A 25,946-nucleotide genomic window follows, 5' to 3' on the forward strand; every position below is an offset into this window, starting at 1 on the left:
GTATATCCCATTAAAGGGATATACCTTTTTAATTTGTTTTTAAAGAGAAGCGTTACATTTTTTATTGTTGGTTAAGTTTAGAAACAGCAAATTTAGCTGTAAAATTCATCTTCTTCATGTACGTAGAATTTACACCTGCTTGAAATTGTACAGAAATATTACCGTCTTTTTGCGCTTTGAATACGCGACCATATGGGGAATTAGCATTGAATGTGCCAATTACTTGATCATCTGCATCAAAGACCGTATAAGAAATTGGGAACCCTGAATTTTGTACAAAGACTGTAAGTTCTTCCCCTTTTTTTAGATTAAATGATTCTTTTTGAGACACTTCATAGGAACTCATAGAGTAGTATTTTGTGACTTCTTGGATTTCTAAATTCGTAGTAGCTGCACTCGCTTTTGATGCCTCAGCCCCTGGTAGGTTCATACCTGACAATACTGCAATTCCTAGTGCCCCTGCTAAAATCAATTTTTTCATAATAGTATTTCCTCCTTTAATATATTGTGAGATTGGAAACGAAAGTGAAAATATCAATCCCTGAAACCATTATAGTTACAATGAGAATTATTTTCAATGAGGATTAGTATGTAATTTTGCATATATAAAGTACTAATATAAGGTAATCATTCAAGTTTTGAAGTATTTTTAACAGAAGAGAAGGAAAAATTTAAAAAATCATGAGTGATATTGTAACCGAACTTTATATCTTTTGAGCATATTCCGTTTGGATCAAGTGAATATATTATTAATTTTATCTGTATTCATTTTTTATAATGAAACATTTTAAGGTTGATAAAGTTTTATTGTATGGAATTATTAAACAAAAATGATAAATTATATGTTATGATAAAGAGGCAATAAAGTACATCATCCTGACTTTATTGTATGTGTTTAGCCTATGTATGTCGTTTGTATTAAAAATAAGAAGTCTCTTAAAAAGAGACTTCTTATTTTTTGTATGGAGGGGGTATTACAGATGATGGATTACTATCAAATGTTTTTAATTACTATGGCAGGTATTGCTTTATTTTTTTATATACAACATGCTGGAAAACCAACGAAAAGAAACAAATGGAAGTTATTAATTGTAGTATTTTTATTTTACCTTTTGAATTATTTATTTCTTAAATTTCTATAGATAGATATAGAGGGGATACGTTTAACATTCTAAAATATAAAAAAGGAAGGGGTAATCCTTCCTTTCATTATCCAGTATGTCCATGTGAATATTTAATAATATTTACAGTACTTTGAGTGCTTGTTGAAGAATTTGATCCAAAAGTTACTGTTACAACAATTAAGATACCCAGTAAGCTAACCGCTAATTTTTTCATTTTAATGCTCCTTTTTTAAAGTTTTTTTCACTGGCTTTACTAGCTTCATAAAAGTAATAGCTGGCTTTTTTATGATTATTTTCTTTGTAAAATTGGGTTGCTAACTTTTCAGTATATTCATTTATATACTCATATAGTTCTTCGCGTTCAAAATAGGAAATTCCTTCTAAAACAGTTTTTTCTATATCAGTAGCACAACTATTTAGATTCATTTTTTCTAAAATCTTAAAGTGATGTATATAGCCCTCAATTCCCAATTGAGTAGAAAGCTGCAGGCCTTTTTTTATTAATTCTTGAGCAGTTTGATGTTCTCCTAATTTATAATGTTCCCTAGCTTCAATAAAAACAGCTTTATAATCGCTAGGTAGCTTCTGATTAACTTCAGATAAATAACGTAATGCTACCTCGGATAAATTCTGTGTAGCATACATAAATCCTAGATTGTGACGAACAATCAAAATATTGTATTCTAAATTTTCTTTTTGGAATGTATCCATAGCCGAGATAAAGTGTTCCTCAGCTAATTCCCACTCCTTTAAATGAGTACATGCTAATCCATATAGGTTATTACAGAAGGCAACTTTCAATTCATACCCAGGATGTTTTGAAAATATATCTTTAGCCTTCATTACATGATTAATACATAAAATCGATTTATGTGTATGACAATAGAAAATGGCCAACTCATAATGGAATTCAGCATGTTCAATCTCATCAGGAATTGTTTCTAATAGGTATTCAGCTTTATCGTAATGTATTTTTGCAAGGCTATGATTGCCGGTAACATTGGAATGAATGGCTTTAAAGAAGTGATAATAGTATGAAAGGAAATCGTCTGTAGGAGTTTTGTAAGCATCACTTTGTTTAAAGCTATCTTTAGAAATACTTAAGCTATCAATTAAATATTGATGTCTAAAATCTAGTAGTGAGTAGTATAATAATATCGTTTGATTTTCTTCTATATCATGGATTTTGTTTTCAATTTCTTGTTTAAGTAATTGAGCGGCGTCTACATGCCTAGCCCTAATTTCTTGATACCATTCATTTAATAAATGAGTTATTTGCTCGTTCCCCTGTATATGAACATTCATTGTTCAATTTCATCCTCTCCAAAGATATTATTCAGCAATTAGTATCATATCAGAATTTTCCTCTATCAAAATCTACTTAATAGCATTTATCAATATAAGACGGAATATTCTATTAATTTATATTTATTGAGATTCAAGTAGCATGTATTATTGTAGTTTCTGTAAAAATAACCTTTTTTAAATTTAAAAATTTGATTAAAATATATTTTCTTAACAGGCGAAAAGGGAACCATACCTAAGTAATTATGTATAGCGATAACAGGAAAATAGAAATAAATAATAAAGGGGAATTTGGATTGTTAGAGTTAAAAGGAAAGCAAGAGAGAAAAGAAATCTTAGAAGAAGATGTAGAGTTATTAAAGGCGAAGGTACATCCAGTACGGCTACAAATTGTTAATGAGTTAATGTACCATAAGACATGTAATGTTACACAGTTAATAGAGATTTTAAATCTTACGCAATCTACGGTCTCACAACATTTATCAAAATTGAGAGGAACCGTACTTCGTGCAGAAAGAAAAGGATTAGAAATGCATTATTATATTGAGAATTCTAAAGCCCGTTAAATCGTCGGAGTTTTAAATGTGAAAATTGGAAGTAATATCAAAATCTCTTGTGTTAAAGCAGGGGATTTTTTATTTTTATTAAAATTTAAATATTTATATTAAAGTAAAAAACTATTTTCTTATTATAGAAATGAGATAGAAATATAAAATAGGTTTTCATTAGTAAAAATATAGAAAAATAAAGAAAAATATGTTAATGTAATAACCGCAATATAGTATTATTCGAAAAGGAGTGAAGAGAGTATATGTTAAAGAAGGGTGTAATGTTATTATTCTTTATTCTATCTATCTCGACATTTAGTATGGTAACTCACGCTGCTAATAGTTCTGAGTACGTGAATCAATCATTCTATGGGTATAAAGAACCGTCATTTACTTCAGCTAAAACAAATGGCGGATCAGAGTATGGTGCTCAAAATGTAGGAGTCATGGAAAAAAGAGATAATGGCTGGTGGAAGATTGAAACATGGGAAGGTCCAGTTTGGATTAACTTAAATGGGGAAGAACGTGTTATGGGAGATTTCTATGCATATGATGAACCTTCTTTCTCATCAAAGGTTGCGAATGCTGGAGCGAAGTACGGGCGACAAACATTTAGAATAGTAGATGGAACAACAGATGGTTGGCTAAAATTTAAGACGTGGGAAGGCGACAAGTGGATGAATCCTACGTCTGAACAAATTACTGTCAACAAAACGATTTATGCGTATAATGAGCCTTCATTTAATGCAAAGAAAGCAAATTATGGAGAACCATTTAACCCACAAAATTGGGGAGTAGTAGAAAAAAAAGAAAATGGCTGGATGAAGGTAAGTACTTATGAAGGTTATAAGTGGATCAATCCAGATGGCGAAGAAAGGTTCATAAACAAATCATTCTATGCGTATAACGAAGCTTCATTTAATGCAGCTAAAGCAAACGCTGGAGCAGTATATAGTCCACAAAATTTTAGAGTTGTGGATGGGACACCTAGTGGATGGTTGAAGGTTAAAACATGGGAAGGCGAGAAATGGCTGAATCTAGATGGCGAAGAAAGATTCATAAACAAATCATTCTATGCGTATAACGAGCCTTCATTTAGTTCAGGCAAAGCAAACGCCGGAGCAGTATATAGTCCGCAGAATTTTAGAATAATAGATGGGACAACTAGTGGTTGGTTAAAGATTAAAACATGGGAAGGCGACAAGTGGATGAATCCGCATGAAACAGATTCGGGTTCTTCTAAATATCAAATGCCTATCAAAAATCCAAATGTTAGCTCATGGTATGGAAGTCGTTGGGGGACAGTGCATAAAGGTATTGATTTCTCAGCGGCAAAGGGTACACCAATAATGGCATCTAAATCAGGAACTGTAGAATTTGCTGGTTTTGGTGTAAGAGGTCAAGGATTTGGTGGATATGGAAATGTAGTGGTTATTAGGCATGAAGACGGACTTTGGACATTATACGGTCATATGGACTCAATTTTAACTACTGTAGGGGCACATGTACAACAAGGTCAAGTAATAGGAAAAGTAGGTAGTACAGGCGATTCTACTGGGAATCATCTGCACTTCGAAATTAAGAATCAGTATATAGGTGGACAAGTAGATCCAAAACCATATTTACCATTTTAATAAACATTAAGTTTGAATAATTAATATACGATAAGAATAATTTATTTATTGCATATTTAATAAAAGGACAGTTATCTAAGGATAGCTGTCCTTTTATAATTTATGGAATGGATTACTCGTGGGTACCGTGATTGTCATTTTATTGGAACAGTTTTGGAAAGAGTAAAGTATTTATATGCTTTTTCATTTAGAAGAAAATAAAGAATGAAAATCAGCATTTGGAAATATTTTAAAATATCTTGATATAAACCTATGTATTTTGTAATATATAGGTATATTGTTAGTTTATTTGATTCCGTTTATTCCCACACCTTATGTGTTGTGGTTGAGTTGTAGAAGTAAGTTTTGTTCTTACTTTAATTTTGAAAGGGCTTCTTTGAGCCGATTAGTGTATTTAGCTTATTTTGCTATGCACAATTAATCGACTTGAGGAGGCCTTTTTTTTGGGGTTTAAACAGGTATAAATATATATTTCTGTATAAAACAACAGATTAAAATAGGAAGTTCATATAGGGGAGAATACATATGAGTAATTGATTTGTATATCAGGGGATTTGGAGGGATATATAGTTTTTTTTACGTTAAATGTATACATGGATACATTTAACTATGATTCTAAAATAGATACACAATAGGTTTACGAATCGCAGCAAAAATAATTATATAGAAGTTTTGTAGACGATATAAACGTACTCATTATAAGAAGGATGAATAGAATTTTACTGTGAATTTTTTAAAAAAGTGTATCAATTGATACGTTTTTTGTTGTAATTCTAGTAAATATGAGGTACGATTTGAAAGGGGAAAGAATTTTAATGCATATTAGCTTTCAAAATAGGGAGACAAAAAAGCACACTAATTTTACAATCGGGGAGATTGAGCAGTACATATTAGAGTTTAAAAAATTAATTAAAAATAATCTATTTACGGTTGCTCGAAATGAAAAAAGGAAAGAGAATAGTGAATTTTTAGAGGCTAATAAGATTAACGCTAGTAAAGTGAAAGAGATTCTTCTTAATATAGAAGTACGCGATTTTTGTTATGCAGCTGATAATATAAATCCAAATTTTGCTCATGAAAAATTGTATATCTTTTGTCCACAATATGAGTTAGATAATTGGGGACAAAAGAAGTCGGTAGACATATATATTAAGATGAATCTAATTGAAAATAAGGACAGGAACAAATACATGATTGTTGTTTCTTTTCATAAAAGGAATAAACCAGTCACTTATCTTTTTAGGTAAAGATAAGTGACTAATGGTTTTAGAATGAAGGAGGATTTTTATGTTGGTTTTATGTGAGTTTTGTCGAGATATGGTAAAGTATTCTACTAAAGATGTTCCAAAAGTGACAGTCATTAGAGGGAAGCAATATCATTACGTAGGTAAAGAAGCAAATTGCGAGGAGTGTAAATCTGAAATATTTGTTCCTAACATTCATGATTATAATTTAGAACAATTAGATTATGCCTATAGACAACAGGAACAGTTAGTTACTATTTCTGAAATAAAAGAGGTTTTAGAAAAATATAAGATTGGAAAACGTCCATTGTCTTTGCTTTTAGGTTGGGGAGAGGTTACCCTAACAAGGTATGTAAATGGAGATATTCCGACAAAGCAGTACTCGGATATATTGAAAAGATTAGGTAGAGATCAATCTTTTATGCTAGATATTTTGGAAAGAAATAAAGATTTAATTACTCAAAAAGCATATAGAGTCTCTAAAGAAGCAATCGCAAACCTACAGGAAAATGAGGATTTTACTTCTACACAGATTACAAAAATCGAGGAAGTTGCTAACTATTTGCTATATAAAAATGATGATATTACTCCTTTAGCTCTTCAAAAGCTGTTATACTATGCGCAAGGATTTTGTAAGGTGTTTACTGGAACATATTTATTTGAAGATGATTGTGAAGTAGGAAGTCATGGCCCGGTATATCGAGTTATTTTTAATAAATATAAAGTATATCAGTACGACAATCTTGAAGTTAATTATGTTAGTACAAATCAATTAACTCAAATAGAAAAGGAAATATTAGACTGTGTAATCAATACTTTAGGTTGTTATAGTGGGAAGAGTTTAGAAAAAATGATTCTATTTGACTTACCATGGACAGTAGCTGATCTAGAATTAGAAGATAATAATTCTGGTAAACCTATTATGGAAAAAGAGGAGATAGATAATTGTTTTAATACAATGAAACAGGCATATAATTTAGTTGCTATTTCTGATATTAAACAATATTGCATAAGAGTATTTGACAATATAAGTAATTAAATGTTGTAGCTATATCATTTTTAATATGATTGATATATATTTTATTTACTGTTAATTAGACCTCTGTAAAGGTATTAAAAGATAGTATTAATTACAAAATATTAGAAGTGCAGAATATAAACACCTTTAACACGATGTAAATATGCATATTAAATAAAAAGTAAAGTGAATTGATACATTATATGGTAAAATGATATATGTGAATATGCCTTATGAAGTAAATTTTATGCTTTGGACCTTTAGCTCAGCTGGTTAGAGCAAACGGCTCATAACCGTTCGGTCGTAGGTTCGAGTCCTACAAGGTCCACTTATAAACAAGGAGAAAGCACTCGAATGAGTGCTTTCTCCTTGTTTATAATAAATAAAGGGGATTGTGACATGAAAATAATTGATTTAGAGACAGAAAGAAAAAAGAAGGAAAAATTAATGGTAACTATTCCAATTATAGAACTAATATATGGAGAAAAAGGGGAAATTGAATTTAAAGTAGTGGGAAAGAAAGTTGTTCCACAATCCATGTTAGAGAATTAAACTACTTTCAATTCTTATAGGCTGTAAGGTCGTTAAGTGGGAGATTTCTAAGTACGGAAACTTCGTGGATTCTAATTGATTATGCTATCCCTGTAGTTTCTAAGGTTAAAAGAAAACAGATTAAAGGAATATGAAAACAGCTTCTCATTTTTCATTATAACTGTGAATGAAAAATGAGAAGCTGTTTTTTAGAATTCATTGCTTTGAAAAATAGACATTTATAGTAAAGTGAATTTACTTTAATTCCATAGTTGTGGAAACGTTAAAGTAGAAATTTAATGTTTTTTGTAAAAAATAATTGACTTTTAATTTGGTTGTAACTAATATGATTACATAAGATGTAACTTATTCAGTTACAACGACTTCCTGTTTTAAGAAAAATATTTATATATTTAATTAAGGGTAGCAATCTATAGGTTATCGTCTAATGCAGAGAATTACTATTATATTAACAACTATGCATATTCTGAACGGTAGTATTTTCTGCTTTAGAGCAATAATGTGCAGTGTTATCTTTTATGAATAATTTTAGTTGATCTTTTTGGGGAAGGATTAGTTTTTGGGGAAAATAATAAGGTTGCTAAAAAAGATGCACTTTTACAAACCCAAAAGCTAGCTAAGAATTTTTAATTGATAGCTGGACTAGCTAATAAAAATAAAGGTAGGAGATTTAAATGGAGAAAAAACAAGATAACCTTATATACGTATGGGACGCATATTGTGGATGGTGCTATGGTTTTTCAGAAAGTATTAAAGGATTTTACAAAGACCACACTGAAATGAAGTTAACAGTTTTATGTGGTGGATTATTTTTTGATGATCTACCAATAAAAAATTTCTCATATATAGAAGAGGGAAATAAAAGAATTAATCAACTTACAGGTGCAGAATTTGGTCCTTCCTATCAGAAATTGGTGGAAGAAGGTACTTTTAAAATGAATTCGAAAGATGCTGCAATTGGATTTTCAGCTTTACGTTCATTAGCGCCAGGCCGTTTGTTAGAATTTACGTCTGCTATGCAAAAAGCATTTTATTATGATGGACAAAGCCTAAGTAATCCTGAGACATATCGTAAGATCGCGATTGAGCATGGCTTGAACCCTGATCAAGTAATAGAGCGTTTAAATGCGCAAGAAACAATTGTAGATGTCCAAAATGATTTCAATAAGGTTCGTCAGCTTAGGGTTAATAGCTATCCTTCATTACTTTTACAAAAAGATAATCAAATTATTCCTATTGGTGGTGGGGTAATGACGCCAGATAAAATTGAAGCACGTTTTAAAAATTTATACTAAGAAAATTTAGGCTATAGTAGCAAATATGTTAGCTTACGCCAGCGAACATACACCTCCCATCTATTTGCTGGTGCAATGAACCTTTCAAGAGAATTGAAGAGGAGTCTTCTGTCGGAACAAAATAAAAGTGTGTTATCTATTCAATCACTATAACAAAAGGAGAATAACATCTATGTTTAAAACAATCGATACAAATCACAAAGATGTGAAATTAACGGTGTTTAGTTCGAACGAAAAAAGTTTTATGGTCACTGCAACCTTAGTTGAGAAAGCAGGACATGCATTTTTAATAAACTCGAAATTTACTCAATCTGATTCAAAAGAAATTGTGGATTATTTGAAAAATAATAACTTATCTCTAGATAAAATCTTTATTATCCATGGGGATCCTGATTACTATTTTGGGTTAGAAAGTATGAAAGCTGCTTATCCAAGTGCCATAGCGTATGCTACAGAGTCTACGGTTGAACATATTGTTCATTCTGTATTAGGGAAATTGAAAGTTTGGAAAGATGCACTTGGAGAAAACGCACCAAGTAATGTGGTATTACCTCAAGTGTTTAAGGAAAAATCGATTGATTTTCAGGGACTAACATTTGAACTAGTAGGTTTAGATCAATACAGAACTAGCTTATTTAACAGAGAACTGAAATTATTAATTGGAGGAATAGATGTATTTAACGAAATCCATCTATTCTTAGCAGATACTAGCTCAAAAGCAGCAATGGAGGCATGGATTGAGAACTTAAAAGTATTACAGGCGTTACATGCTGACATAATTGTACCAAGTCATGGATCAATAGAAAAATCATTAGATAATCAAGCAATTAATGCAACCATGGATTATCTAAGAACAGCAATTCAAGCTTCTGAGGAAAGTAAAACCTCAAAAGATTTTGTAGCAATACTTGAAGTAGCATATCCAGGCTATGCAAATAAAGGTGTATTAGAATTAAGTGCAAAAGTTGTAACAAAAGAAATGCCTTGGGGTTAATGCTATGAATAAATATCAAAACCTATTACATGAAACGTATGTGTTAACAGGCGAGGGAAAAATGGATGCTTTCAAAACGTATTTAAGTGAAAATGTATCTTGGACAGAAGCTGCTGGGTTTCCATATGCAGGCACTTATATAGGTCCTGATGAAGTAGTGAAAAATGTACATGAACGTCTTGGAACTGAATGGGGTAACTATAGCGCTAAAGATGAGATTTATGCTTTTAATAACAATACTGTTATCGTGTATGGAAAATATAGTGGAACATATAAAACAACAGGGAAATCATTTGTGGCAGATTTTTGTCATCTTTATGAGTTTGATGAGAACGATAAGATTAAGAAGTTTATTCAAATTGTGGACAGTGCAACTGTTAATGAGGTATTAAGTTAGGGTTACTAGTTTCTAACATCCCCTCGCATAAGGAGTATTGTTAGGAAAGATGGATTTTATTTTTCTAACAATATTTCTTACATCAGATTCTGGGAAAGATTCTTCCTTTATCAAGCGTGTTATCGAAGATGAATTATAAAATTAGAAGAGGTAGGTATATATGAAATTAGAGAAAAATTTAATAATAATAATTATTTCTATGTTTATTTTAGGAATTGTGTCGACTTTGATATTTCAAGCTTCAACTGGTAATACCAAAGCTCACACAATAAAGAGCGAGAATACTGCATCAGTATCGAAAGATGATGTGTCAGAAAAAGAAAAGAATAAAAAGATGGTAGTTGATTTCTATAATGAAGTTTTTAATAAACATAATATCGATATTATCCCTAAATATGTAAGTGAGGATTACAAGCAACATAATCCTTTTGTAGCTGATGGACGAAAAGCTTTCATGGATTTCTTTAAGGAGGATTTTGTTAAGAACCCTAATTCTTCTGCAGAAATTAAACGTGTAGTAGCTGAAGGAGATACAGTTGCTCTTCATGTACATTCTCGTACTAACTCTCAAGATAAGGGAGTTGCTATAGTGGATATTTTCCGTATAAAGGATGGAAAGATTGTCGAACACTGGGATGTAATTCAAGAGATTCAAAATGAAGCAGCTAATGATAATACGATGTTTTAGGTAGAAAATCTATTTATAGATTGTTAAAATATTTTTTCAAAAATAAGTAAGATTGCGTTAGTAAAAATATCCTTAGAGTGATTCTTTCTTACTAACGCAATTTTAAACTTTTTAAGTCCGTAATTATACTTGAAATCACCGCGATACCTAATACTATCCTGTATAGTTTATAGGAATAATATCTCCCTGACTAAAGTTTTCAAGAAAGGATTTATAAATGTTTTTTAATTCATTGCATGATGGCAGGAATTTAAAGTGGCCTTTATCAATTCGTTATAACCTTTCTTAAAGTGAATAAATCCTCTTTTTATTTTCTCATTTCCTCCGTTTTAGATATGTCTTTTTAGGATTTCAAATCTTACCTTTTCATCAAATTTATCTGCAATGTATATTACAGTTCCGGCAAGATATTTTAGTCCATAAGCTACGGGTGTCATCCAAAGTTTATTTAGGAAAGAAAGATCTTTAATTCGGTGCTTACTTGAAAAGAAAATCATATTGTTCACTCCATTTCTAAAGGTGATAGATATTTTAATAGTCGTCTTATTTATTGTTTTAGTTGCGTAAACAAGGTACAGTACAAAATGTACTTTGCTATTTTGAACAATTTTTTTGTTTGGGAATTTGTATAGAGATAGAAATAATAAGAATAGTGAATAAAACCCTACTAAAGTTTAGTAGGGTTAAGTTGATAAAGATGTAGAATGGATAATTTAAGAAATAAAGGACATAAACTGTGTTTCTTAATTTCTTTGTGTAAGACTCTTAACAAATAGCGTTAAATAGTATGAGGAAGAACCAACTAAAATAGCAAATGGTATTAGAATAATATCAATACCATTTACAATTACATAACCAAAAAAACCAGTCCAAAAGCCATTACAAAAAGAACAGTCTAAAAAAATTTCAAACAATTCATGAATACTACGTAATTTTTCACGTGTGTACTGAAATTTTATTTCAAATAAAAATGCGCGTACCCCTAAGGATATAAATAGCAACAGGCTTATACTTATATTTAAATTCATTTTCTCACCTCCAATTCCTATTTAAAAGTCGTAATAAGTTGTTAGAAAGTTGAGGATTACAAAATAATTAATATTTAGCTGGGATATTTAATAAATCATATGAAGGGTAGTTAACCCAGTAAAAGCTAACATAATGAAATGAATTAAAGTATATTTTTTTCTAAAGATATGGCCCAATGGATAAAATCTAATCTATTAACCTTAACTTTTCTGGCTCTATAGACCATATGATGGAGCCCCTCTAAATCAACTAAAATATAGCGTTGAGGGTTAATATCCTGATTAAAAGTAATTACAGCACTGTATTTAGAGCGTTTGTCCATATTTTCGATTAAGCTATAGGGATTTTTTATTCCAATCGTATTTTTCCCAATATCGTATCCAACAAATAAGAATTGATTACTCGTAGTAAGGACAGCTCTTATTTGTTTATCATTGTATAAAAATGAAAAATATTTTTTTATATCAATAGTATTTAACTTTCTATCTTTATGTAAATTCAAAATATCACCTCCCTATAGTTATCGAAATTTAAGTAACTATAGTTGCAAGTGAATTGTAAAGAGACTTATTAGTTTAAAGGTTGTTGCTGAATCACAAAGTATAAATTGCAGCATTTAATTTAAAGGTAAAAGCTGAATCAATTATATTAAAGCTAAATAATATTATTAATAAATTATTATGTAGTATTTAATAACGATTATTTGATATAAAAATAGATTCAATACTATCTCATTTTAGAAACTAAAAATACTTAAAAACATTATTTTTATATTGGATTACATCAATTTCAAAGTGAATTTAATTATTTTTGTAATTTATAAACAAATTCAGAGAAATAAATCATTTACATGTTTTATGTTAAATGACAAATACTTCTCTTAATAGAATTGTTAATTGAAGAATAAATAAGAAAATCTTTGATCATGTCAATTCAATAGTTAAGAATGTACGTGAGAGCTTAATAGAAGCTAAGTGTAAAAAATTAATTTTGTTAAGAGTAATTATGGGGTGAGATAGAGTTTGACTAAATTTATTCTAAGTGATGTTAAATTTTCATTGTGATTTTCTTATATTGTTACTGCAAATACTTACAAGAGGGTGTGATGAGTTGTTCTTTCCACGTATCACTGATGTTTATGCTTGCATACATAAGACATTGAGAGAAGATAGTGTAATACGTAAATGTATGGGTCTTAATAATATTACAGTAGATATGGAAAATGAAATGCACATACAAAAGCGTATGTCTCCTAAAGAGGCACTAAATAACCAAATTCCTTTAATTGCATTTTACAAGTCATTTGTTCAAAAGGAACGAAACAATAATATTCATGTGATAACATTTGACTTCGATATCTACACAAATGATGATGTGGAATTGGCATTAGACCTTGCAGATAGAATAAATCAATTATTCGATAATCAATCTCTGCAGTTATTTAAAGGAGTATTTTTCAAGGGTCAGTATGTAGGATCTGCAGAGGTTGCAAGTGAAATAGAACACTCTTATAAGTATTTCACTAGATTTGAATTTATTTTTGAAATTGAGGGGTGTAGTTAATGTCACAATTTGACAAGTTTAACAGTAAGAATAAGAAAATGATTATTAAAGGTGCAGGTAAATTTATGGCTAAAATTCCAGGGTGTGATGAATTAATTACACTAGGTCACATGGCGAATATGCGTCTTGATGTGCAGTTGGATATGGTTGATATTGAAGGGGGAGACTCTTCAGCACCTATTGATACACTACTACGTAAAAAGGTAATTGATATTACTGCAGAGGATGCAAAATTTGATTTAAACATGGTACGTCTTGTGTTAGGGGCAAAACTTCGAGAAGGAGTTAGCGGCTTAGCCTATGAATTGAAAAATGAAACAGTAACAATTGCTGGCGATACTGAACCTGTTTCTATTAAATTATCTAGTCCAGTATTAACAGGTAGCGGAGCACCTAAAGTACAGATCTTCAACCAAGTTGCAGGTTCATTTGTACCAGAAACAGCAATTACAGTAAATGGATCAGCTATAACACTAAAAGGTGGTGCGGTTGAAGGTGATACTGTAGTAGTTTATTATCCTGTAGCATCATCATCTATCGATCCTGATGGTTTCGTATGGGTATTAGAAGAACGTCATGATGTTAAAGGTGGACTAGTGACTCTTAAGAATCCTCTATTTGGTGGATCTTTAGGTTCAGCTTCTTCTAAGACAGAGCATGTATCTGTAAGATTAGTAAAAGAGAATAAATTACTTAAAAAAGTAACAACTAATCCTGCAAAAGGTGAGTATACAATTGATCCTTCTACAGGGGAGATTAAGTTTAATGATTATCTTGAAGGAGAGCAAATTTATGTGAACTACAAGCGCCCAGAGGTTGTAGATGTAATGGCAATTGGTTCTCGTGATTTCCCTCTTACAGTATCTGTTGTTCATGATGGACATTTTGAACAAATGGATGGTAGCATTCAAGGTTACCAAGTTGAACTATATTCTTGCCGAGTGAAATCTAACTTTACATTAGACACAGCACGACAAACAGCAGCGACTCATAGTATTACACTTACAGTTATTGATGGGGAACGTACAGACAGTCGTTTAGGTTCTATTAAGCGTTATCAAATTGAAAAAAGTGGCGATGTTTGTTAATTAGAGAAGAGGATACTTATGTATCCTCTTTTTTATTAATTTATTTTTAAACATTTTAGATAAGGTGAGAATGGATTATAAAAATATCTATCACTTAAACCTTTTTTCGTAAGGTTGTTACATTTAACACATAAATTCTTATATTAGTTACGAGGTCGTTTAGGTGATCCCCTTCCTTGCGTCCTCTTTAAATTTAATAAGGGGTAATAGAGTAATATAGGGGGAGATTAAATGAGTGAACGTAATTTAGCAATTCCAAGTAGAGAAGAAGCTATCGAGGAACCTACTCTTGTAGAGGAAGCAGAGGAGAAGGTTGAAAAGCAAGAACCTAATAAACAAGAGGAAATAAAGTTAACTAAGCAGGAATCAGAGTTTATTGAAAAAGTATTCTTCGAAGAGGATGAAAAGGTAACATTACGTGATGGAAAAACCTATGCTATCCCTCCTTTAGGATTAAAAGATGCTAAAAACCTAATGAAAAAGTTGAATACAATTGATACAGGTGTCATTATTGCTAATTTAATTGCAGATGAAACAGGTAATGATAGTTATGATGAACTATTAGAGGTCCTATTGATGGGCTTTAAACCGTATTATAAAGAAATTTCAGCTCATTATTTAGGGGATTATATTGATATTGTAACAGCTAAAGAAATTATAGATATTATGATTGGACTTAATGGCTTAAAAAAGTCTTTATAGACTCTGAGGAAGAAGAAAAAGAATATGACGAAAATGCCTACGTTGATTGGGCAGAGATTTTCTTTAACTTAGGTCACTACCTGGGGATGAAAAAACAGGATATATGGGATTTGACATTACCTCAGTTAAACTATTACTTAAAGAAATGCCATAAGCATATAGAGTTTACAGTTAAGGTACATTCAATGTCCTTCACTGGGTTATTTGGGGGCGGTTCAGCCCAAGCTGCCGAACAGAATAATCTAAAACATAGTGATGGAAAAGAAGTAATTGACGGATATGAGGTTGCAAATGCTGATGACATGGAGTGGTTAGCAGGTATTCTCTAATAAATAATCCTGCCCTTCCTTTTTATTTGAGGATAGGGCGGGATTTTATTATGTAAAAGGAAGGTGAAATAAGTGACAGTCAATAATCAAAATATTGGTGCTACTATTGCACTAGAGTTTGATAAGTCAATAAAAAATATGAAAGAGTTTGGAGTACAGTTGGAACAGCTAGATCATCGTTTTGGTAGTATAGAAAAACGTATAGATGCTATGAAAAACTCTTTATCTTCGTTATCGGCTCAGACATCTAAGGCAGCGGGAAGCAACCTTAGAGCAAAACTTGAGCAAGAATTAAATAATATCGTCCAGGCAAATGGTATTACTTTATCTTCAGTTGGGACAGCACCTTTAAGTATTAAACAAGAAACCGTTCAACAATTGATGTCTAAAGTAGATAAAGAGTTAAATAAAACAATTGTAAAGATGATCAAAAATATAAACATTAATATGGATTCTGCTATGAATAATAGCGTAGTACCAGTTGGAAAAGATGAATTTAATAAAATTAATAAAGAAATCTCTAAGTTAATTAGTAATCAAATAAAACAATTAGTAAATTCCATTCGCGAAAATGGGGGGAATTTAGTAAATGCAGATAACTTGAGTGGACTTAAATTAGATATTTCTAAGGGAACGATTAAGCAAATTTTAGTAAGTATTAAAAATCAATTAAAACCTATTTTACTGAACCCAGAGGTTGCTATTGAAGGACAGACATTAACAATTTCATCGAAAGATTTATCTGAATTAACGAAAAAAGTAAGAGGGAAAATAAAAGATTCTATAAAATTTGATTTCGAGGGTGTTATTAGCGAAGAGAATAGCATTGATAGCGAGATTATAAAAACAGCTAAACGTATTGATAGTTTAATAGAAAATTATATAAAAGGCATACGAGGAGGGCTGCAAAAGATTGATCTCAAATCTGTAGAAGTACCTATGAAAAATATATCTAAACAACTTCAAAGGTATATTGCAAATGATTTAGGTGTTTCTCCAGCCGAGTTAGCTCATACTTTTCATTCTGTGGATCGAGGATCTCTAAGAGGATATGCTTTAAAAAGGCAGTTTGAAGGTATGGAAAATACAATTAATAAAAAGTTAACTGCAGGAACAAATAAAATAATGATGTCAATGAAACAATCAGTAAGAGCTGTGGACTTTGAACCTCATTCTAATATTACGCAATATTTAACTAGTGAAATTAACAAGCTGAATAAGCAAATTATTAAAAAAATCAAGGAGTCCGTTGATAAGCAGTTTGCACATATAAGGAATGAAATTCTAGAAATTAATACTAACCCTCAAAAGGCGAATAGTAATAGACAGTTAAGCTTTATTGCAGGAAATAGTGCTAATACTTTAAATAACTCAAGTGGATCAAATCATAGTAATACAAATAAAAATAATAGCGATTCTAGTACAAGTAAATCCACAAAACAAGACAATCCTTTTGATGGGTTTGGAATGGCTGGAGCGGTTACCAAAAAAGTTAGGAGCCTTGCTTCGGGCTCAATGCTAGATCCAATGGCTGCGATAACTAAAGCAATGGAAACCTTTAAAATTTCTCAGTTAGAACAGTTAAAGATTACACAAAACTTCTCTTTGAAACCAGAATATAAAAACAAAAATGGAAATACAGATTGGCTAAAATTAGATAATGATACTGGAAATCTAATGAATAATGTACGTGATTTATCTACACTTTACGGCATTGATTACGAAAGAATGTCTAAGGTAGCTGGTATAGCATCAAATGTAACAGGAGATAAACAATCTGCACGACAATTTGTTGATCAAGCTTCTAAGGTTTATCGCTTAGATAACAAATCAGACTTAGTTGAAACAATTGCTCCAGGATTACAGACAATTATGGCACAGTTTAAATTATCTGTCTGGGAGTTGGATGGAGTAGTTAACTCTTTTGCTGTTGCTACGAGTCAAACTAAAGCGAACAGTGAAGATATTATGAAGGCTATGTCAAAATCGGGTACAGCACTCCATTCAGTGGGAGTGAATGCAGAAGATGCTGTGACATTAAATGCTTTAGCTATTCAAACTTCAGGAGAAACAGGGGAGAATGCAGGTGCAGCCATAAAAACGATTGCAGAGCGTATTACTTTACCATCTGTTTCTAAACAATTAGAAAATTATGGTGTAAAGGTATTTGAAAAAAATGAGAGTGGTATGAAAGTACGTCGGAATTTCATTGATATCCTATCAGACACCGCGAAAGCAAGCAAAAATAAATATATTGGAGAAGATAAAGTAAAATCCATTCTGTATGGAGAAGGTGGGGCAAATCAGCCACCAAAACTGATGTCCTTTTTAGAGACCATGCATAAAGAGGGTATAAATAACAGTAAGGATTTATCGTATTGGAAAATTAAGCAAGAAATTAATGAATTTAAAAAAGATCCTGCACGTCTTCAAGAAATGATGGCTGTGACAATGAAATCACCTACTGTGACAATGGAACGAGCTGGGGTATCTGTTAATAACGCATTAGTATCAGTATTAGATGCGCTAAATCCAGAGGTACAAACTTTAGCAAAAATTATTACAAACTTAGCCCAGGGAATGGAGAAACATGCAGGGCTATTTGCACAGTTAATTACGATTTTAGGTAATGCCTTGGTAGGTTTTGGTGCTATTCATGGAGTAAAACGATTAGGTCAATTGAGTAATTATGAAGAGCATTACAAGAAAGCTACTATGGAAAACAAATTCTTTGGTGGTACATCTTTAACAAATCGTAAAGTGGACGGAGCGATAGGGTTTTTAAATGATCATGTTTTGGGGGAGAGCCAAGATTTACGCAATCAAGTAAATAACAAAAAGTTCTATCGTGCGGCTATGAAAAATGATACGTTAAAAAGTTATTTTGAAGAATTAGCGAATTTAAAAGAGGATAGAAAGAATGAGATAAAAGAATATGTAAAAGATCATGGTGGAAAAGCTGAAAATATGTCCGATTTTCTTAGCATCATGGATGAATCTAAAGGCTATTATAAGGGTGAAAAGAAAGAATTAACAGCTGATGAATTACATACTCGTTCAGCCTATAATGCTCGCAACCTTACCCAAAGTAAATTATTAACAGATGTTTTTACCACAAATTTCTCAGAGCATTTAGTCAATACCTTATCAAATAGAACTAACTTTGACAGTATGAATGAGAATCAAAAATCAACAGCTGGTCGTTTGGCTCAAATGGATGATCAAAAACGTATTGGATTTGAGACCTATCTAGATCAAAACTATCAAAGTGTAGGCAAATCAATAAATAATATGGATGGACTTAACAAGGCACTCGATGAATATGAGGCTAATAACCGTAAGGCTACTATACAAACAAGACAAAGTACCACTGCGTATAGAGATTTATCGAGTGCTGTAAAAAAAGTAGCTGATGAAGCTGAAGGTGCATCAAAGAATAGAATGCAGGGTTTTCTTGATTTTCTTGATACTATCCCACAGCGAACAAGAGGAGCTGGTGGGGCTATTATGGGACTTGCACGCAGCGTAGGGAAATTTGCTAAACAATTAGCTATTGCAACCGCTGTTGGTGATGTTTTATCAAATTCTGCTGAGAGCTTAGGGTTAACGCCCAAGCAAACAAAAATACGAGATTATCATAATCAAACCGCAGGTGCCGCTGAAGCATATGTTAAATATGAGGAAGATGAAGGCTGGAGTGGCTTTCTAAGGGGAGCTGGACTAGCGTGGAATGGAATTACAAATCTTTTTTCACCAGGAACTCCTGATGTAGGTATTAACGAGGTAGGAGTAATTAAGGATTGGCCTATTATCGGGAAAGGAGGATTTAAAGAGGGATTTGAGAATTGGATTAAGAAAGAATATGGAACATCAGATTGGAATGAAGCTTTAGGAAAAGAGAATGAGAAAAGGGCAAATGATGCAAAATCTAAAGGTCAAGATAGGAATTATTCAAAAGCATCTTTAACAGATTTAACACAATCGTATTTAAATCAAACTGGAATGTATGCTAAGAAGCAGCAATTGGAAAAAGAAGAGTTTATAGATCAATATACGAAAGCAGCCATCTCTGAATCAGAGCAGAATATGCGAAGGGATGATGCAGAAAAAGCTCGTAAAGCCCGGGAAAATAAAATGTTAGGTGAGGGTCAATATGATTCCTTTTCTTATGATGATTTAAAATCTCGTATTCAAGAGAGCCAGAAAGTTGCTAATAATAAGGGAGAACTTAACTTAATTACCGCCCTTTTAGATGGTGTGAAAGCTGACTCAAAAGAGTATATGAAACTTAGATTACAAGTAATTCAACAAGAGCGCGAAGCTTACAAAAAAGAGATGGACGAGCTTCATAATTTTACTCAACAGCGAGAAGCTGAGTTGGAATATTTAGAAAAAAACGGAAAAAGATATACTGAGGATCCAGAAACTAAAGAAAGAATAGAGACGGATGATTATAAAAAAATTAAAGAATCTGTTGAAAGAAGTAAGGACAAAGAAAAGAAATTAAAAGCTGATTTTGATCTAGAATATAAGAAAAAACAAATTGAAGCACAACGTATTAAAACGGAATTTTATATTAACGACACTCAGAAAGGATTTTCTAGAGCTCAGGCTAAGAAACAGTATAAGGATACATTAAGTGCTATTAGCATGAACACAGAGAGTCCTACTTATATTGATTCACAGATTGTTTCAAGCCAATCAATGATTGGAGAAATGAAAAGTAAACTGGCAAATCTGCAATCCCAACAGTTAGCAGATCCAGATGGTCAGTTACAAGATACTATTCAAGGATTGAGTCAACAAATCGCGAGTGCTGAATTAGAAGTTAAAAATTTAAGAATTCAAAGGCTTACAGCTTGGAGACATGATTTCGGTAATAATATGGATGATTTGGAAATTAAGTACATGCAGGAACGTGTGAACTTTGGACCAAGTATAGGAGATGATAGTTTCTTAGCACGTGACCTAAGAGTAAGAGAATTACAAGATCGTAAATCACTTATAGATAAGACCTTAGCGGTAAGAATTGCAGAGCGAAATAGTGGTAAGTTTGAAGAAGGTTCATCTGAATACGAGCAAATCATGAAAGATATTCGAGAATTGACAAAGCAATCTTTACAAGCACAGATTGGTATCCACCAAGAGTTAAGAGCGCAAATGGGTGGAACATTTAATCTTCCTGAAGGCGTACAGGTTATGTCTCAGTATGATTATCTAACAAGTAAAGGTACACATTCAAACTTTAGTGTTCAATCGGGAGATATGTATGTCAATATTACTTTACCTAATGTAACTGGACAAACTTCTAGTCAACAGTTAGCAAATCTTGGAATGAATTTAGGAAAAGGATTAGCACAAGGTAGAACAACACCACTACGAAATCAGTTAAATTCAGCCCCTTGGGGATATCCAACATTCTAATTACAAAACCCCATCTAATTATTAGGTGGGGTTTCTTATAATACTAAGGGGTGATTAAATGGCACAACAAAAACCAAGTAAATCTAATGATGATGTATTTAAACGTAAATTATTTTATGATAACGGGATTCGTTTTGTACAAGTAAGGGGGCGTATGACTGGCGATTATAAGCCACCAACGCCAGTATTGAAATCCCATATAAACGAAAATATTCAATCTTCTGCAGGATTGGTAGGGAAAGGGACTTCTCATTATTCTACTACCATTCAATTTTTATTTGCGAGCAAAGAGGAATTTGCAGACTGGCTACAGTTTATTGGTGCAGAACACAAATACTATGATGAAAAAGGCACGATTTATTTAGGGATTGTTAATGGTGATTTAGATATTAAAACAGCAGAATTTGAGACGAAATATATCATTACTGTAAACCTTATGTTAATTCGAAAACAAGATTTCGAATATCGTCATCAATATCCTTTTATAGATATTGAAAATCATTGGGCGCAAACGTATATAGATGAAATGCAAAAAAGGGGACTTATCACTACTTATGCTAGTGATGGAACACCTGTACAGTATTTTCAACCTGAAGTTTGGATTACAAGGGCTCAAACGGCATCCTATATGACAAGGACTTTTAAATACATCGAAAAGATATTGAGGGGGTATTAAAAATGCCAAAGCGATGGTTAGATGTGGGGCCAAAGGATTGGTTTTATCGTGCAGTATTAGAAACAGATAATATATTTATTGATACAAAAAAAGAAGAAACCTTATTTAGTGGAAAAACCTATAACCAATTTATTGGTGGCAAGTCACGTCAGGTTCATAATTTCACTTCAACAGAGGGACAAACCAAGTTTGAAGTAAGCGGATATAAACCTGATTCTAGGGAAATGGTGTTTGTTTATATTGATGGGGTGCCTACACTCCCATCTAAACTTGAGGATAATTTTATACATATTGGTTACCCGTTAACCAATGGAAGAGAAGTTAGTATTCTTTTATCTGGGGTAGTGGAAATGCATGAAGGAGATCATACTCTTGAAAACTGTCAGATTTATCCTTTGATGAGCGGATGCTCTTTGGCTTATCCGGCAAAAAAGTTAGAAAAAGCAAATAATTACGTATTTGATATCACTTACTCTTTAAATGAAATAGCAGTTTGCATGAACAAGAAGTTAAAGAGAATACATGTAGATGTAAATGAAGACGAATCCATACAAGATGCACTTACAAGAACGTTAGGATTTAAACGAGACTGTTTTACTATAATTAATGGATATCTTTATGTATCTTATAATTTAAATCAGTTTCCTATTTATGTGAATTACAATTATCAAAAGGGTGCTCAAATCAAAAATAGGCAGGGAGAAAAAGTTGTCCCTATGTCAAGTTGCGCACTCTATAATGATAGATTCTTTCCTGATATAACGATTTATAGAGGAGAGTTTTTTACTTTGTTACAACGTTTAAGAATGAATATTTATAATCGATATACAGATAGAGGATATGTGAATAATACAATTAAGCAAACGGAGAGATACATTAAAGATAAAGATAAAATTGTAGGAAAATGGTATGCCGAATCAGTCTTAAATATATTAGATGAAAAATTTAATGATGGTTGTTATGTATTTCCACTTTACGCAGATGATTCCTTTCAACCTGAGGTATGTGTAACTAGAGCTGAAGCAATTGTATATTTACATAGATTTACAGAATGGGCACTAGAAAGATTTAGATAGGGGGGATAAGGTATGCCGAACGTATTTGATCATAGAACTCCTGCGCCTCAGTTGTTAAATGACGTAATGAGAAAAGTTAATGCTTTAGGTCATGAACCTAGGGTTATTATTGAATTTGACAAAATGGCCTATGTACCAGGAATGAAAAATAAGTTTGAAGTTTGGGACAGAATTCGAGAAGCATCTATTGTGCATCAGGCAGCAGAGGCAACTTTAACAACACCAGTAGCAGGTGCTGAGCCAAGTTCTGTTACAAAAGGTGGAGAATCCGGGGATAGATTTGAGTATATTAAATGTGCCTTAAATAAATGGGTAAAACATTATAAGTGTCCCAATGTTGCTTATTTCTTTCTATTAGCTGTAGCAAAGCATGAAACAGGATTTGGAACGTTGGGACAAGGGAAACCTGAAAAAGGAAGTTATATAGTAGGATATGGTTGCCCGGGTTCATGCGATCCTCAATATAAAGGGATAGATACCCAAGCGAAGTATGCTGCAAAACGTTTTTCCGAAGCAATGAGGAGCAGATACGCAAAAATTTCCAATGGATATATGGATGCTAGTGATGTTGATTATTTCCATGAAGGTGGAGATAAAGGATATAAAAAGTGGAAATGGTCAGCAGATGGACCTAACTGGAAAAAACTTGTAAAAAGCTATTTTGATAGAATTATTGGTGAATCTAGTCAAAAAAAATGGCATTGTAAAGAATCTGGTTCTATTATTAATAAAAATCTGTTTCCAAAGCATTCTACAAATCTAAATGTTTCCAAGAAGGAAGAAGACTGTGGTTGTGAGAAAGCTGAGATTTATACAATTGAGGAACAAAGGAAAGAAGTTCATAATACAAGCTCTAGTGCGTTATCCGGTGCTACTTTTCCTGTTGAAGGAATTTCATTTGGAAATGGTGCGAAAGTATCTTCACACCATATGAAACATAAGGGCGGGAGTGCACGTTCAGGGCATAAGGGTACTGATATTATACATACATCCCAAGGTAAAATTAATGGTATGTGGGTAGTAGCGGCTTGGGCTGGACATGTACATAAGGCTTATAAAAGTACATCTTATGGTAATTGTGTAATGATTCAACATGATAATGGATATATGACAGTTTATGCCCACATGCAAAATAATTCTTTACAGGTTCGAAAAGGTGATTTAGTTACTCCAGGAACACGTTTAGGGAAAGTCGGAAATACAGGTCAATCTTATGGCGCCCATTTACACTTTGAAATTTGGAAAGGTGAATGGATTTATGGTGGAAATAATCATATTGATCCATATCCTGTTTTAACAGGTGCTCAAAAATTAGGAGTAGCACCAAGCGGTAAAGATAATAATGGAGGCGGTAATACGGGCGGAAATGATAATAGTACAGGAAATGGAAGTGGTGTTAGTCAACCACCACCCCAAATGACCATTACCCAAAATATTAAGTTTAATAAGTGCTTTGATAAGGATGCAAATCTGGATGGGAATTGGCATGGACAAGAGAACATAACCCATTTTACAGCTTGGTCAACAGGTGAAAAGTATTTAGGTTTTAATGAGAATATTGCCAAAGGAGCAGTTGAAGATTTTGGATATAAACATAACTTCTCTTCAGATGGATTTTATGAATATGCTTTCTATGCAGATCTTAAAGAAGGAGATTCCGTAACGGTTACATATGACGGAATGATTGTAAAACGATATACAAAAGAGAACAATACAACACAACCTACATATGAACCTCCAGTTTATGCAAAATGGGTTGCAAGTGATATACAAGGGACCAATTCACATATATTAGATTTCTCCTTAAATAATGTAAGTGGTGAGGCTGTATTTGGACTAAAATGCTTTAAGGTAGTGGAAATTGAAACTCAATACGGTGCACAATATGTTGATGAAAGAATTAAGGCTCGTAAACGTGATGTATGGGTTGATACAGGGGCATTTGTATACGATAAAACCTTTACAGTAGACCAAGATGTATTACAGTGGGAGATAAATAGCCATTTTGACGCCAGAGTCGCAACTGCAAGAATTACTTTAGACAATAAACATGGTATTTATTCTCCTACATATGAACGAGCCAATATCTTCCCTGATAATTTAAGAGAAGCAGAGATGTCATATTATGAGAATGGTGCAATCAGGCATGTGTTAAGTGAAGCTACCCCAGTACGTATTTATGCAGGCTATGGTGAAAACCTAGTAAGAGTTTTTACAGGACGTATAAGGGGAGAGATTGAGCAAAATTCTGATGAAAAAACAATTACTATTAATTGTGTAGATATGTACGATATGTTAGAAGAACATGTTTTTGATAGGGTTCTAACTTTTCCTCGAAGAGACGAGATACATGGTGATGAAAAACAACCAGTAACCATGTGGGTTAAATCATCTATTATTCATAATATCGTAAATGAGGCAGGAATGATTGGATGGAGAATCCATGAAGATGATTTGAGATATGCTGATGCGATTATTGAAGAAACGTATTATATTGATATCGATAGAGGTGGGAAAAAGGCAGTCGTCTGGGATACTAAAAGTCAACAATATGTCGAAAAAGATATAGCAACTGTAAAAGATGCACAAGGTTATAAAAATCCTTATGTACAGGCGATAGATTTTTTAGAAGGTACAAGAGCATCTGATGCGGTTCATGAAGTGATTGGAGATATTATGTATCGCTCTTACTGTGATCGTTATGGAACATTTAGATTGGAAAATATCCGTAAAATTAATGCAAGTGAGGCAAAATGGTCATTTATAGATGGTGAGAATTTATATTCTCTTTCCACTTCTATTGACCATTCTCGTATACGTAATCATCTTATTATTGTTGGTAATGGTGGACAAATTGAGCATTTTGTAGATAAAGATCTTCTTATATCTACAAAGGGTAATATGAGAACGGCTAAGATTGTTGCTGATTGGATTGATGAGCGATTTGGTTCAAATGCAAGAGGAACCAAAGAGGATATCTCGAACAAATTATTTTTTGATATGAAAAGACAAGCCCGTACTTTTAATGCCGTTGTTAAAGGAAATCCAATGATAGAGTTATTAGATGGTTGTTATGTTTATGATAGTAATACTTCTAATGCAGGGTATTATGTCATAAAAGGGAACCGACTTGTTGGAAATAAGGAAGGTATGTTAAATTTTCTAGAATTTACTTGGCATGACAAAGAGAATTATTATAGCTAAAAAAACAAGGAGATTCCTACAGAACGTTAGGAATCTCCTTGTTTTTTCTTATAATG

23 protein-coding genes and 1 tRNA gene are annotated in these 25,946 nt (G+C 32.4%); 19 read left to right on the top strand and 5 right to left on the bottom strand.

Annotated elements, in window-relative coordinates; translation table 11 throughout:
- Positions 1-61 precede the first annotated feature (61 nt).
- Positions 62-481, bottom strand: coding sequence for a hypothetical protein (locus tag MHB52_RS29280; protein ID WP_061663374.1), 420 nt, complete (start codon positions 479-481; stop codon positions 62-64).
- Positions 482-980: 499 nt separating this feature from the next.
- On the opposite strand from MHB52_RS29280, the gene MHB52_RS29285 reads away from it, so the two are divergent.
- A complete protein-coding gene (locus MHB52_RS29285) occupies positions 981-1,142 on the top strand; it encodes a hypothetical protein (RefSeq protein WP_172797004.1) in 162 nt (53 codons plus the stop codon).
- Between the two features lie 67 nt (positions 1,143-1,209).
- On the opposite strand, the gene MHB52_RS29290 is transcribed toward MHB52_RS29285, so the two are convergent.
- Together MHB52_RS29290 and MHB52_RS29295 are read right to left on the bottom strand one after the other, a co-directional pair.
- The gene (locus MHB52_RS29290) at positions 1,210-1,338 is read right to left on the bottom strand and encodes a hypothetical protein (protein ID WP_255259137.1); all 129 of its coding nucleotides are present in this window, start codon (positions 1,336-1,338) and stop codon (positions 1,210-1,212) included.
- Complete coding sequence (locus MHB52_RS29295; RefSeq protein ID WP_061663377.1) at positions 1,335-2,429, bottom strand: Rap family tetratricopeptide repeat protein; 1,095 nt, start codon at positions 2,427-2,429, stop codon at positions 1,335-1,337. Before MHB52_RS29295 ends, MHB52_RS29290 begins: the two co-directional genes overlap by 4 nt.
- 296 nt (positions 2,430-2,725) lie before the next feature.
- On the opposite strand from MHB52_RS29295, the gene MHB52_RS29300 reads away from it, so the two are divergent.
- From MHB52_RS29300 to MHB52_RS29345, 10 genes are all read left to right on the top strand, one after another.
- A complete protein-coding gene (locus MHB52_RS29300; protein ID WP_061663378.1) occupies positions 2,726-2,995 on the top strand; it encodes an ArsR/SmtB family transcription factor in 270 nt (89 codons plus the stop codon).
- A 245-nt stretch (positions 2,996-3,240) separates the two neighbouring features.
- Positions 3,241-4,611 (top strand): M23 family metallopeptidase, encoded by a 1,371-nt coding sequence (locus MHB52_RS29305; protein ID WP_340768338.1) that lies wholly within the window; start codon positions 3,241-3,243, stop codon positions 4,609-4,611.
- Positions 4,612-5,426: 815 nt separating this feature from the next.
- On the top strand, positions 5,427-5,858 hold the full coding sequence (locus tag MHB52_RS29310; protein WP_170962695.1) for a hypothetical protein: 432 nt from the start codon (positions 5,427-5,429) through the stop codon (positions 5,856-5,858).
- Between the two features lie 40 nt (positions 5,859-5,898).
- The gene (locus MHB52_RS29315) at positions 5,899-6,894 is read left to right on the top strand and encodes a type II toxin-antitoxin system antitoxin SocA domain-containing protein (RefSeq protein WP_061663912.1); all 996 of its coding nucleotides are present in this window, start codon (positions 5,899-5,901) and stop codon (positions 6,892-6,894) included.
- A gap of 233 nt (positions 6,895-7,127) precedes the next feature.
- Positions 7,128-7,201 (top strand) — tRNA-Ile (locus tag MHB52_RS29320).
- A gap of 71 nt (positions 7,202-7,272) precedes the next feature.
- Positions 7,273-7,425 (top strand): hypothetical protein, encoded by a 153-nt coding sequence (locus tag MHB52_RS29325; protein WP_000691088.1) that lies wholly within the window; start codon positions 7,273-7,275, stop codon positions 7,423-7,425.
- 674 nt (positions 7,426-8,099) lie between these two features.
- On the top strand, positions 8,100-8,720 hold the full coding sequence (locus MHB52_RS29330) for a DsbA family protein (protein ID WP_061663911.1): 621 nt from the start codon (positions 8,100-8,102) through the stop codon (positions 8,718-8,720).
- 172 nt (positions 8,721-8,892) lie between these two features.
- The gene (locus MHB52_RS29335; RefSeq protein ID WP_061663910.1) at positions 8,893-9,714 is read left to right on the top strand and encodes a cytoplasmic protein; all 822 of its coding nucleotides are present in this window, start codon (positions 8,893-8,895) and stop codon (positions 9,712-9,714) included.
- A gap of 4 nt (positions 9,715-9,718) precedes the next feature.
- On the top strand, positions 9,719-10,111 hold the full coding sequence (locus MHB52_RS29340; protein ID WP_001046386.1) for a nuclear transport factor 2 family protein: 393 nt from the start codon (positions 9,719-9,721) through the stop codon (positions 10,109-10,111).
- A 160-nt stretch (positions 10,112-10,271) separates the two neighbouring features.
- A complete protein-coding gene (locus MHB52_RS29345; protein ID WP_000764185.1) occupies positions 10,272-10,799 on the top strand; it encodes a nuclear transport factor 2 family protein in 528 nt (175 codons plus the stop codon).
- Between the two features lie 743 nt (positions 10,800-11,542).
- On the opposite strand, the gene MHB52_RS29350 is transcribed toward MHB52_RS29345, so the two are convergent.
- Together MHB52_RS29350 and MHB52_RS29355 are read right to left on the bottom strand one after the other, a co-directional pair.
- Entirely contained in the window at positions 11,543-11,827 is a 285-nt protein-coding gene (locus MHB52_RS29350; RefSeq protein ID WP_001052512.1) for a hypothetical protein, read from the bottom strand.
- A gap of 143 nt (positions 11,828-11,970) precedes the next feature.
- Positions 11,971-12,330 (bottom strand): hypothetical protein, encoded by a 360-nt coding sequence (locus tag MHB52_RS29355; protein WP_001048699.1) that lies wholly within the window; start codon positions 12,328-12,330, stop codon positions 11,971-11,973.
- A gap of 608 nt (positions 12,331-12,938) precedes the next feature.
- Between MHB52_RS29355 and MHB52_RS29360 the strand changes: the two genes are divergently transcribed.
- The 8 genes from MHB52_RS29360 to MHB52_RS29395 all read left to right on the top strand — a co-directional run bounded on the left by MHB52_RS29360 (position 12,939) and on the right by MHB52_RS29395 (position 25,890).
- On the top strand, positions 12,939-13,391 hold the full coding sequence (locus tag MHB52_RS29360; RefSeq protein ID WP_000465972.1) for a hypothetical protein: 453 nt from the start codon (positions 12,939-12,941) through the stop codon (positions 13,389-13,391).
- Positions 13,391-14,479, top strand: a complete 1,089-nt coding sequence (locus tag MHB52_RS29365) for a hypothetical protein (protein ID WP_000077130.1) — start codon at positions 13,391-13,393, stop codon at positions 14,477-14,479. The genes MHB52_RS29360 and MHB52_RS29365 overlap by 1 nt, the downstream gene beginning before the upstream one ends.
- A gap of 231 nt (positions 14,480-14,710) precedes the next feature.
- Positions 14,711-15,181 (top strand): hypothetical protein, encoded by a 471-nt coding sequence (locus tag MHB52_RS29370; protein ID WP_000004089.1) that lies wholly within the window; start codon positions 14,711-14,713, stop codon positions 15,179-15,181.
- Positions 15,182-15,291: 110 nt separating this feature from the next.
- Positions 15,292-15,510, top strand: a complete 219-nt coding sequence (locus tag MHB52_RS29375; RefSeq protein WP_226799801.1) for a hypothetical protein — start codon at positions 15,292-15,294, stop codon at positions 15,508-15,510.
- A 72-nt stretch (positions 15,511-15,582) separates the two neighbouring features.
- Positions 15,583-20,934, top strand: a complete 5,352-nt coding sequence (locus tag MHB52_RS29380) for a phage tail tape measure protein (RefSeq protein ID WP_061663909.1) — start codon at positions 15,583-15,585, stop codon at positions 20,932-20,934.
- A 58-nt stretch (positions 20,935-20,992) separates the two neighbouring features.
- The gene (locus MHB52_RS29385) at positions 20,993-21,610 is read left to right on the top strand and encodes an S-layer homology domain-containing protein (RefSeq protein ID WP_000068593.1); all 618 of its coding nucleotides are present in this window, start codon (positions 20,993-20,995) and stop codon (positions 21,608-21,610) included.
- Between the two features lie 2 nt (positions 21,611-21,612).
- Entirely contained in the window at positions 21,613-22,686 is a 1,074-nt protein-coding gene (locus tag MHB52_RS29390) for a hypothetical protein (RefSeq protein ID WP_061663908.1), read from the top strand.
- 12 nt (positions 22,687-22,698) lie between these two features.
- Positions 22,699-25,890 carry a M23 family metallopeptidase gene (locus tag MHB52_RS29395; protein ID WP_061663907.1) on the top strand — a complete coding sequence of 1,064 codons (3,192 nt, stop codon included), beginning with the start codon at positions 22,699-22,701 and terminating at the stop codon, positions 25,888-25,890.
- The last annotated feature ends 56 nt before the right edge of the window (positions 25,891-25,946 follow it).

It is taken from the genome of Bacillus sp. FSL K6-0073, from assembly GCF_038006085.1.
Lineage (GTDB): Bacteria > Bacillota > Bacilli > Bacillales > Bacillaceae_G > Bacillus_A > Bacillus_A cereus.

Bases quoted from the DNA above. Each gene is read 5' to 3' on its own strand.
- MHB52_RS29345 (WP_000764185.1), top strand. From the start codon at position 10,272: ATGAAATTAGAGAAAAATTTAATAATAATAATTATTTCTATGTTTATT.
- MHB52_RS29335 (WP_061663910.1), top strand. From the start codon at position 8,893: ATGTTTAAAACAATCGATACAAATCACAAAGATGTGAAATTAACGGTG.
- MHB52_RS29315 (WP_061663912.1), top strand. From the start codon at position 5,899: ATGTTGGTTTTATGTGAGTTTTGTCGAGATATGGTAAAGTATTCTACT.
- MHB52_RS29295 (WP_061663377.1), bottom strand. From the start codon at position 2,429: ATGAATGTTCATATACAGGGGAACGAGCAAATAACTCATTTATTAAAT.
- MHB52_RS29350 (WP_001052512.1), bottom strand. From the start codon at position 11,827: ATGAATTTAAATATAAGTATAAGCCTGTTGCTATTTATATCCTTAGGG.
- MHB52_RS29385 (WP_000068593.1), top strand. From the start codon at position 20,993: ATGGCACAACAAAAACCAAGTAAATCTAATGATGATGTATTTAAACGT.
- MHB52_RS29285 (WP_172797004.1), top strand. From the start codon at position 981: ATGATGGATTACTATCAAATGTTTTTAATTACTATGGCAGGTATTGCT.
- MHB52_RS29330 (WP_061663911.1), top strand. From the start codon at position 8,100: ATGGAGAAAAAACAAGATAACCTTATATACGTATGGGACGCATATTGT.
- MHB52_RS29280 (WP_061663374.1), bottom strand. From the start codon at position 481: ATGAAAAAATTGATTTTAGCAGGGGCACTAGGAATTGCAGTATTGTCA.
- MHB52_RS29370 (WP_000004089.1), top strand. From the start codon at position 14,711: ATGAGTGAACGTAATTTAGCAATTCCAAGTAGAGAAGAAGCTATCGAG.
- MHB52_RS29290 (WP_255259137.1), bottom strand. From the start codon at position 1,338: ATGAAAAAATTAGCGGTTAGCTTACTGGGTATCTTAATTGTTGTAACA.
- MHB52_RS29340 (WP_001046386.1), top strand. From the start codon at position 9,719: ATGAATAAATATCAAAACCTATTACATGAAACGTATGTGTTAACAGGC.
- MHB52_RS29325 (WP_000691088.1), top strand. From the start codon at position 7,273: ATGAAAATAATTGATTTAGAGACAGAAAGAAAAAAGAAGGAAAAATTA.
- MHB52_RS29365 (WP_000077130.1), top strand. From the start codon at position 13,391: ATGTCACAATTTGACAAGTTTAACAGTAAGAATAAGAAAATGATTATT.
- MHB52_RS29390 (WP_061663908.1), top strand. From the start codon at position 21,613: ATGCCAAAGCGATGGTTAGATGTGGGGCCAAAGGATTGGTTTTATCGT.
- MHB52_RS29395 (WP_061663907.1), top strand. From the start codon at position 22,699: ATGCCGAACGTATTTGATCATAGAACTCCTGCGCCTCAGTTGTTAAAT.
- MHB52_RS29305 (WP_340768338.1), top strand. From the start codon at position 3,241: ATGTTAAAGAAGGGTGTAATGTTATTATTCTTTATTCTATCTATCTCG.
- MHB52_RS29310 (WP_170962695.1), top strand. From the start codon at position 5,427: ATGCATATTAGCTTTCAAAATAGGGAGACAAAAAAGCACACTAATTTT.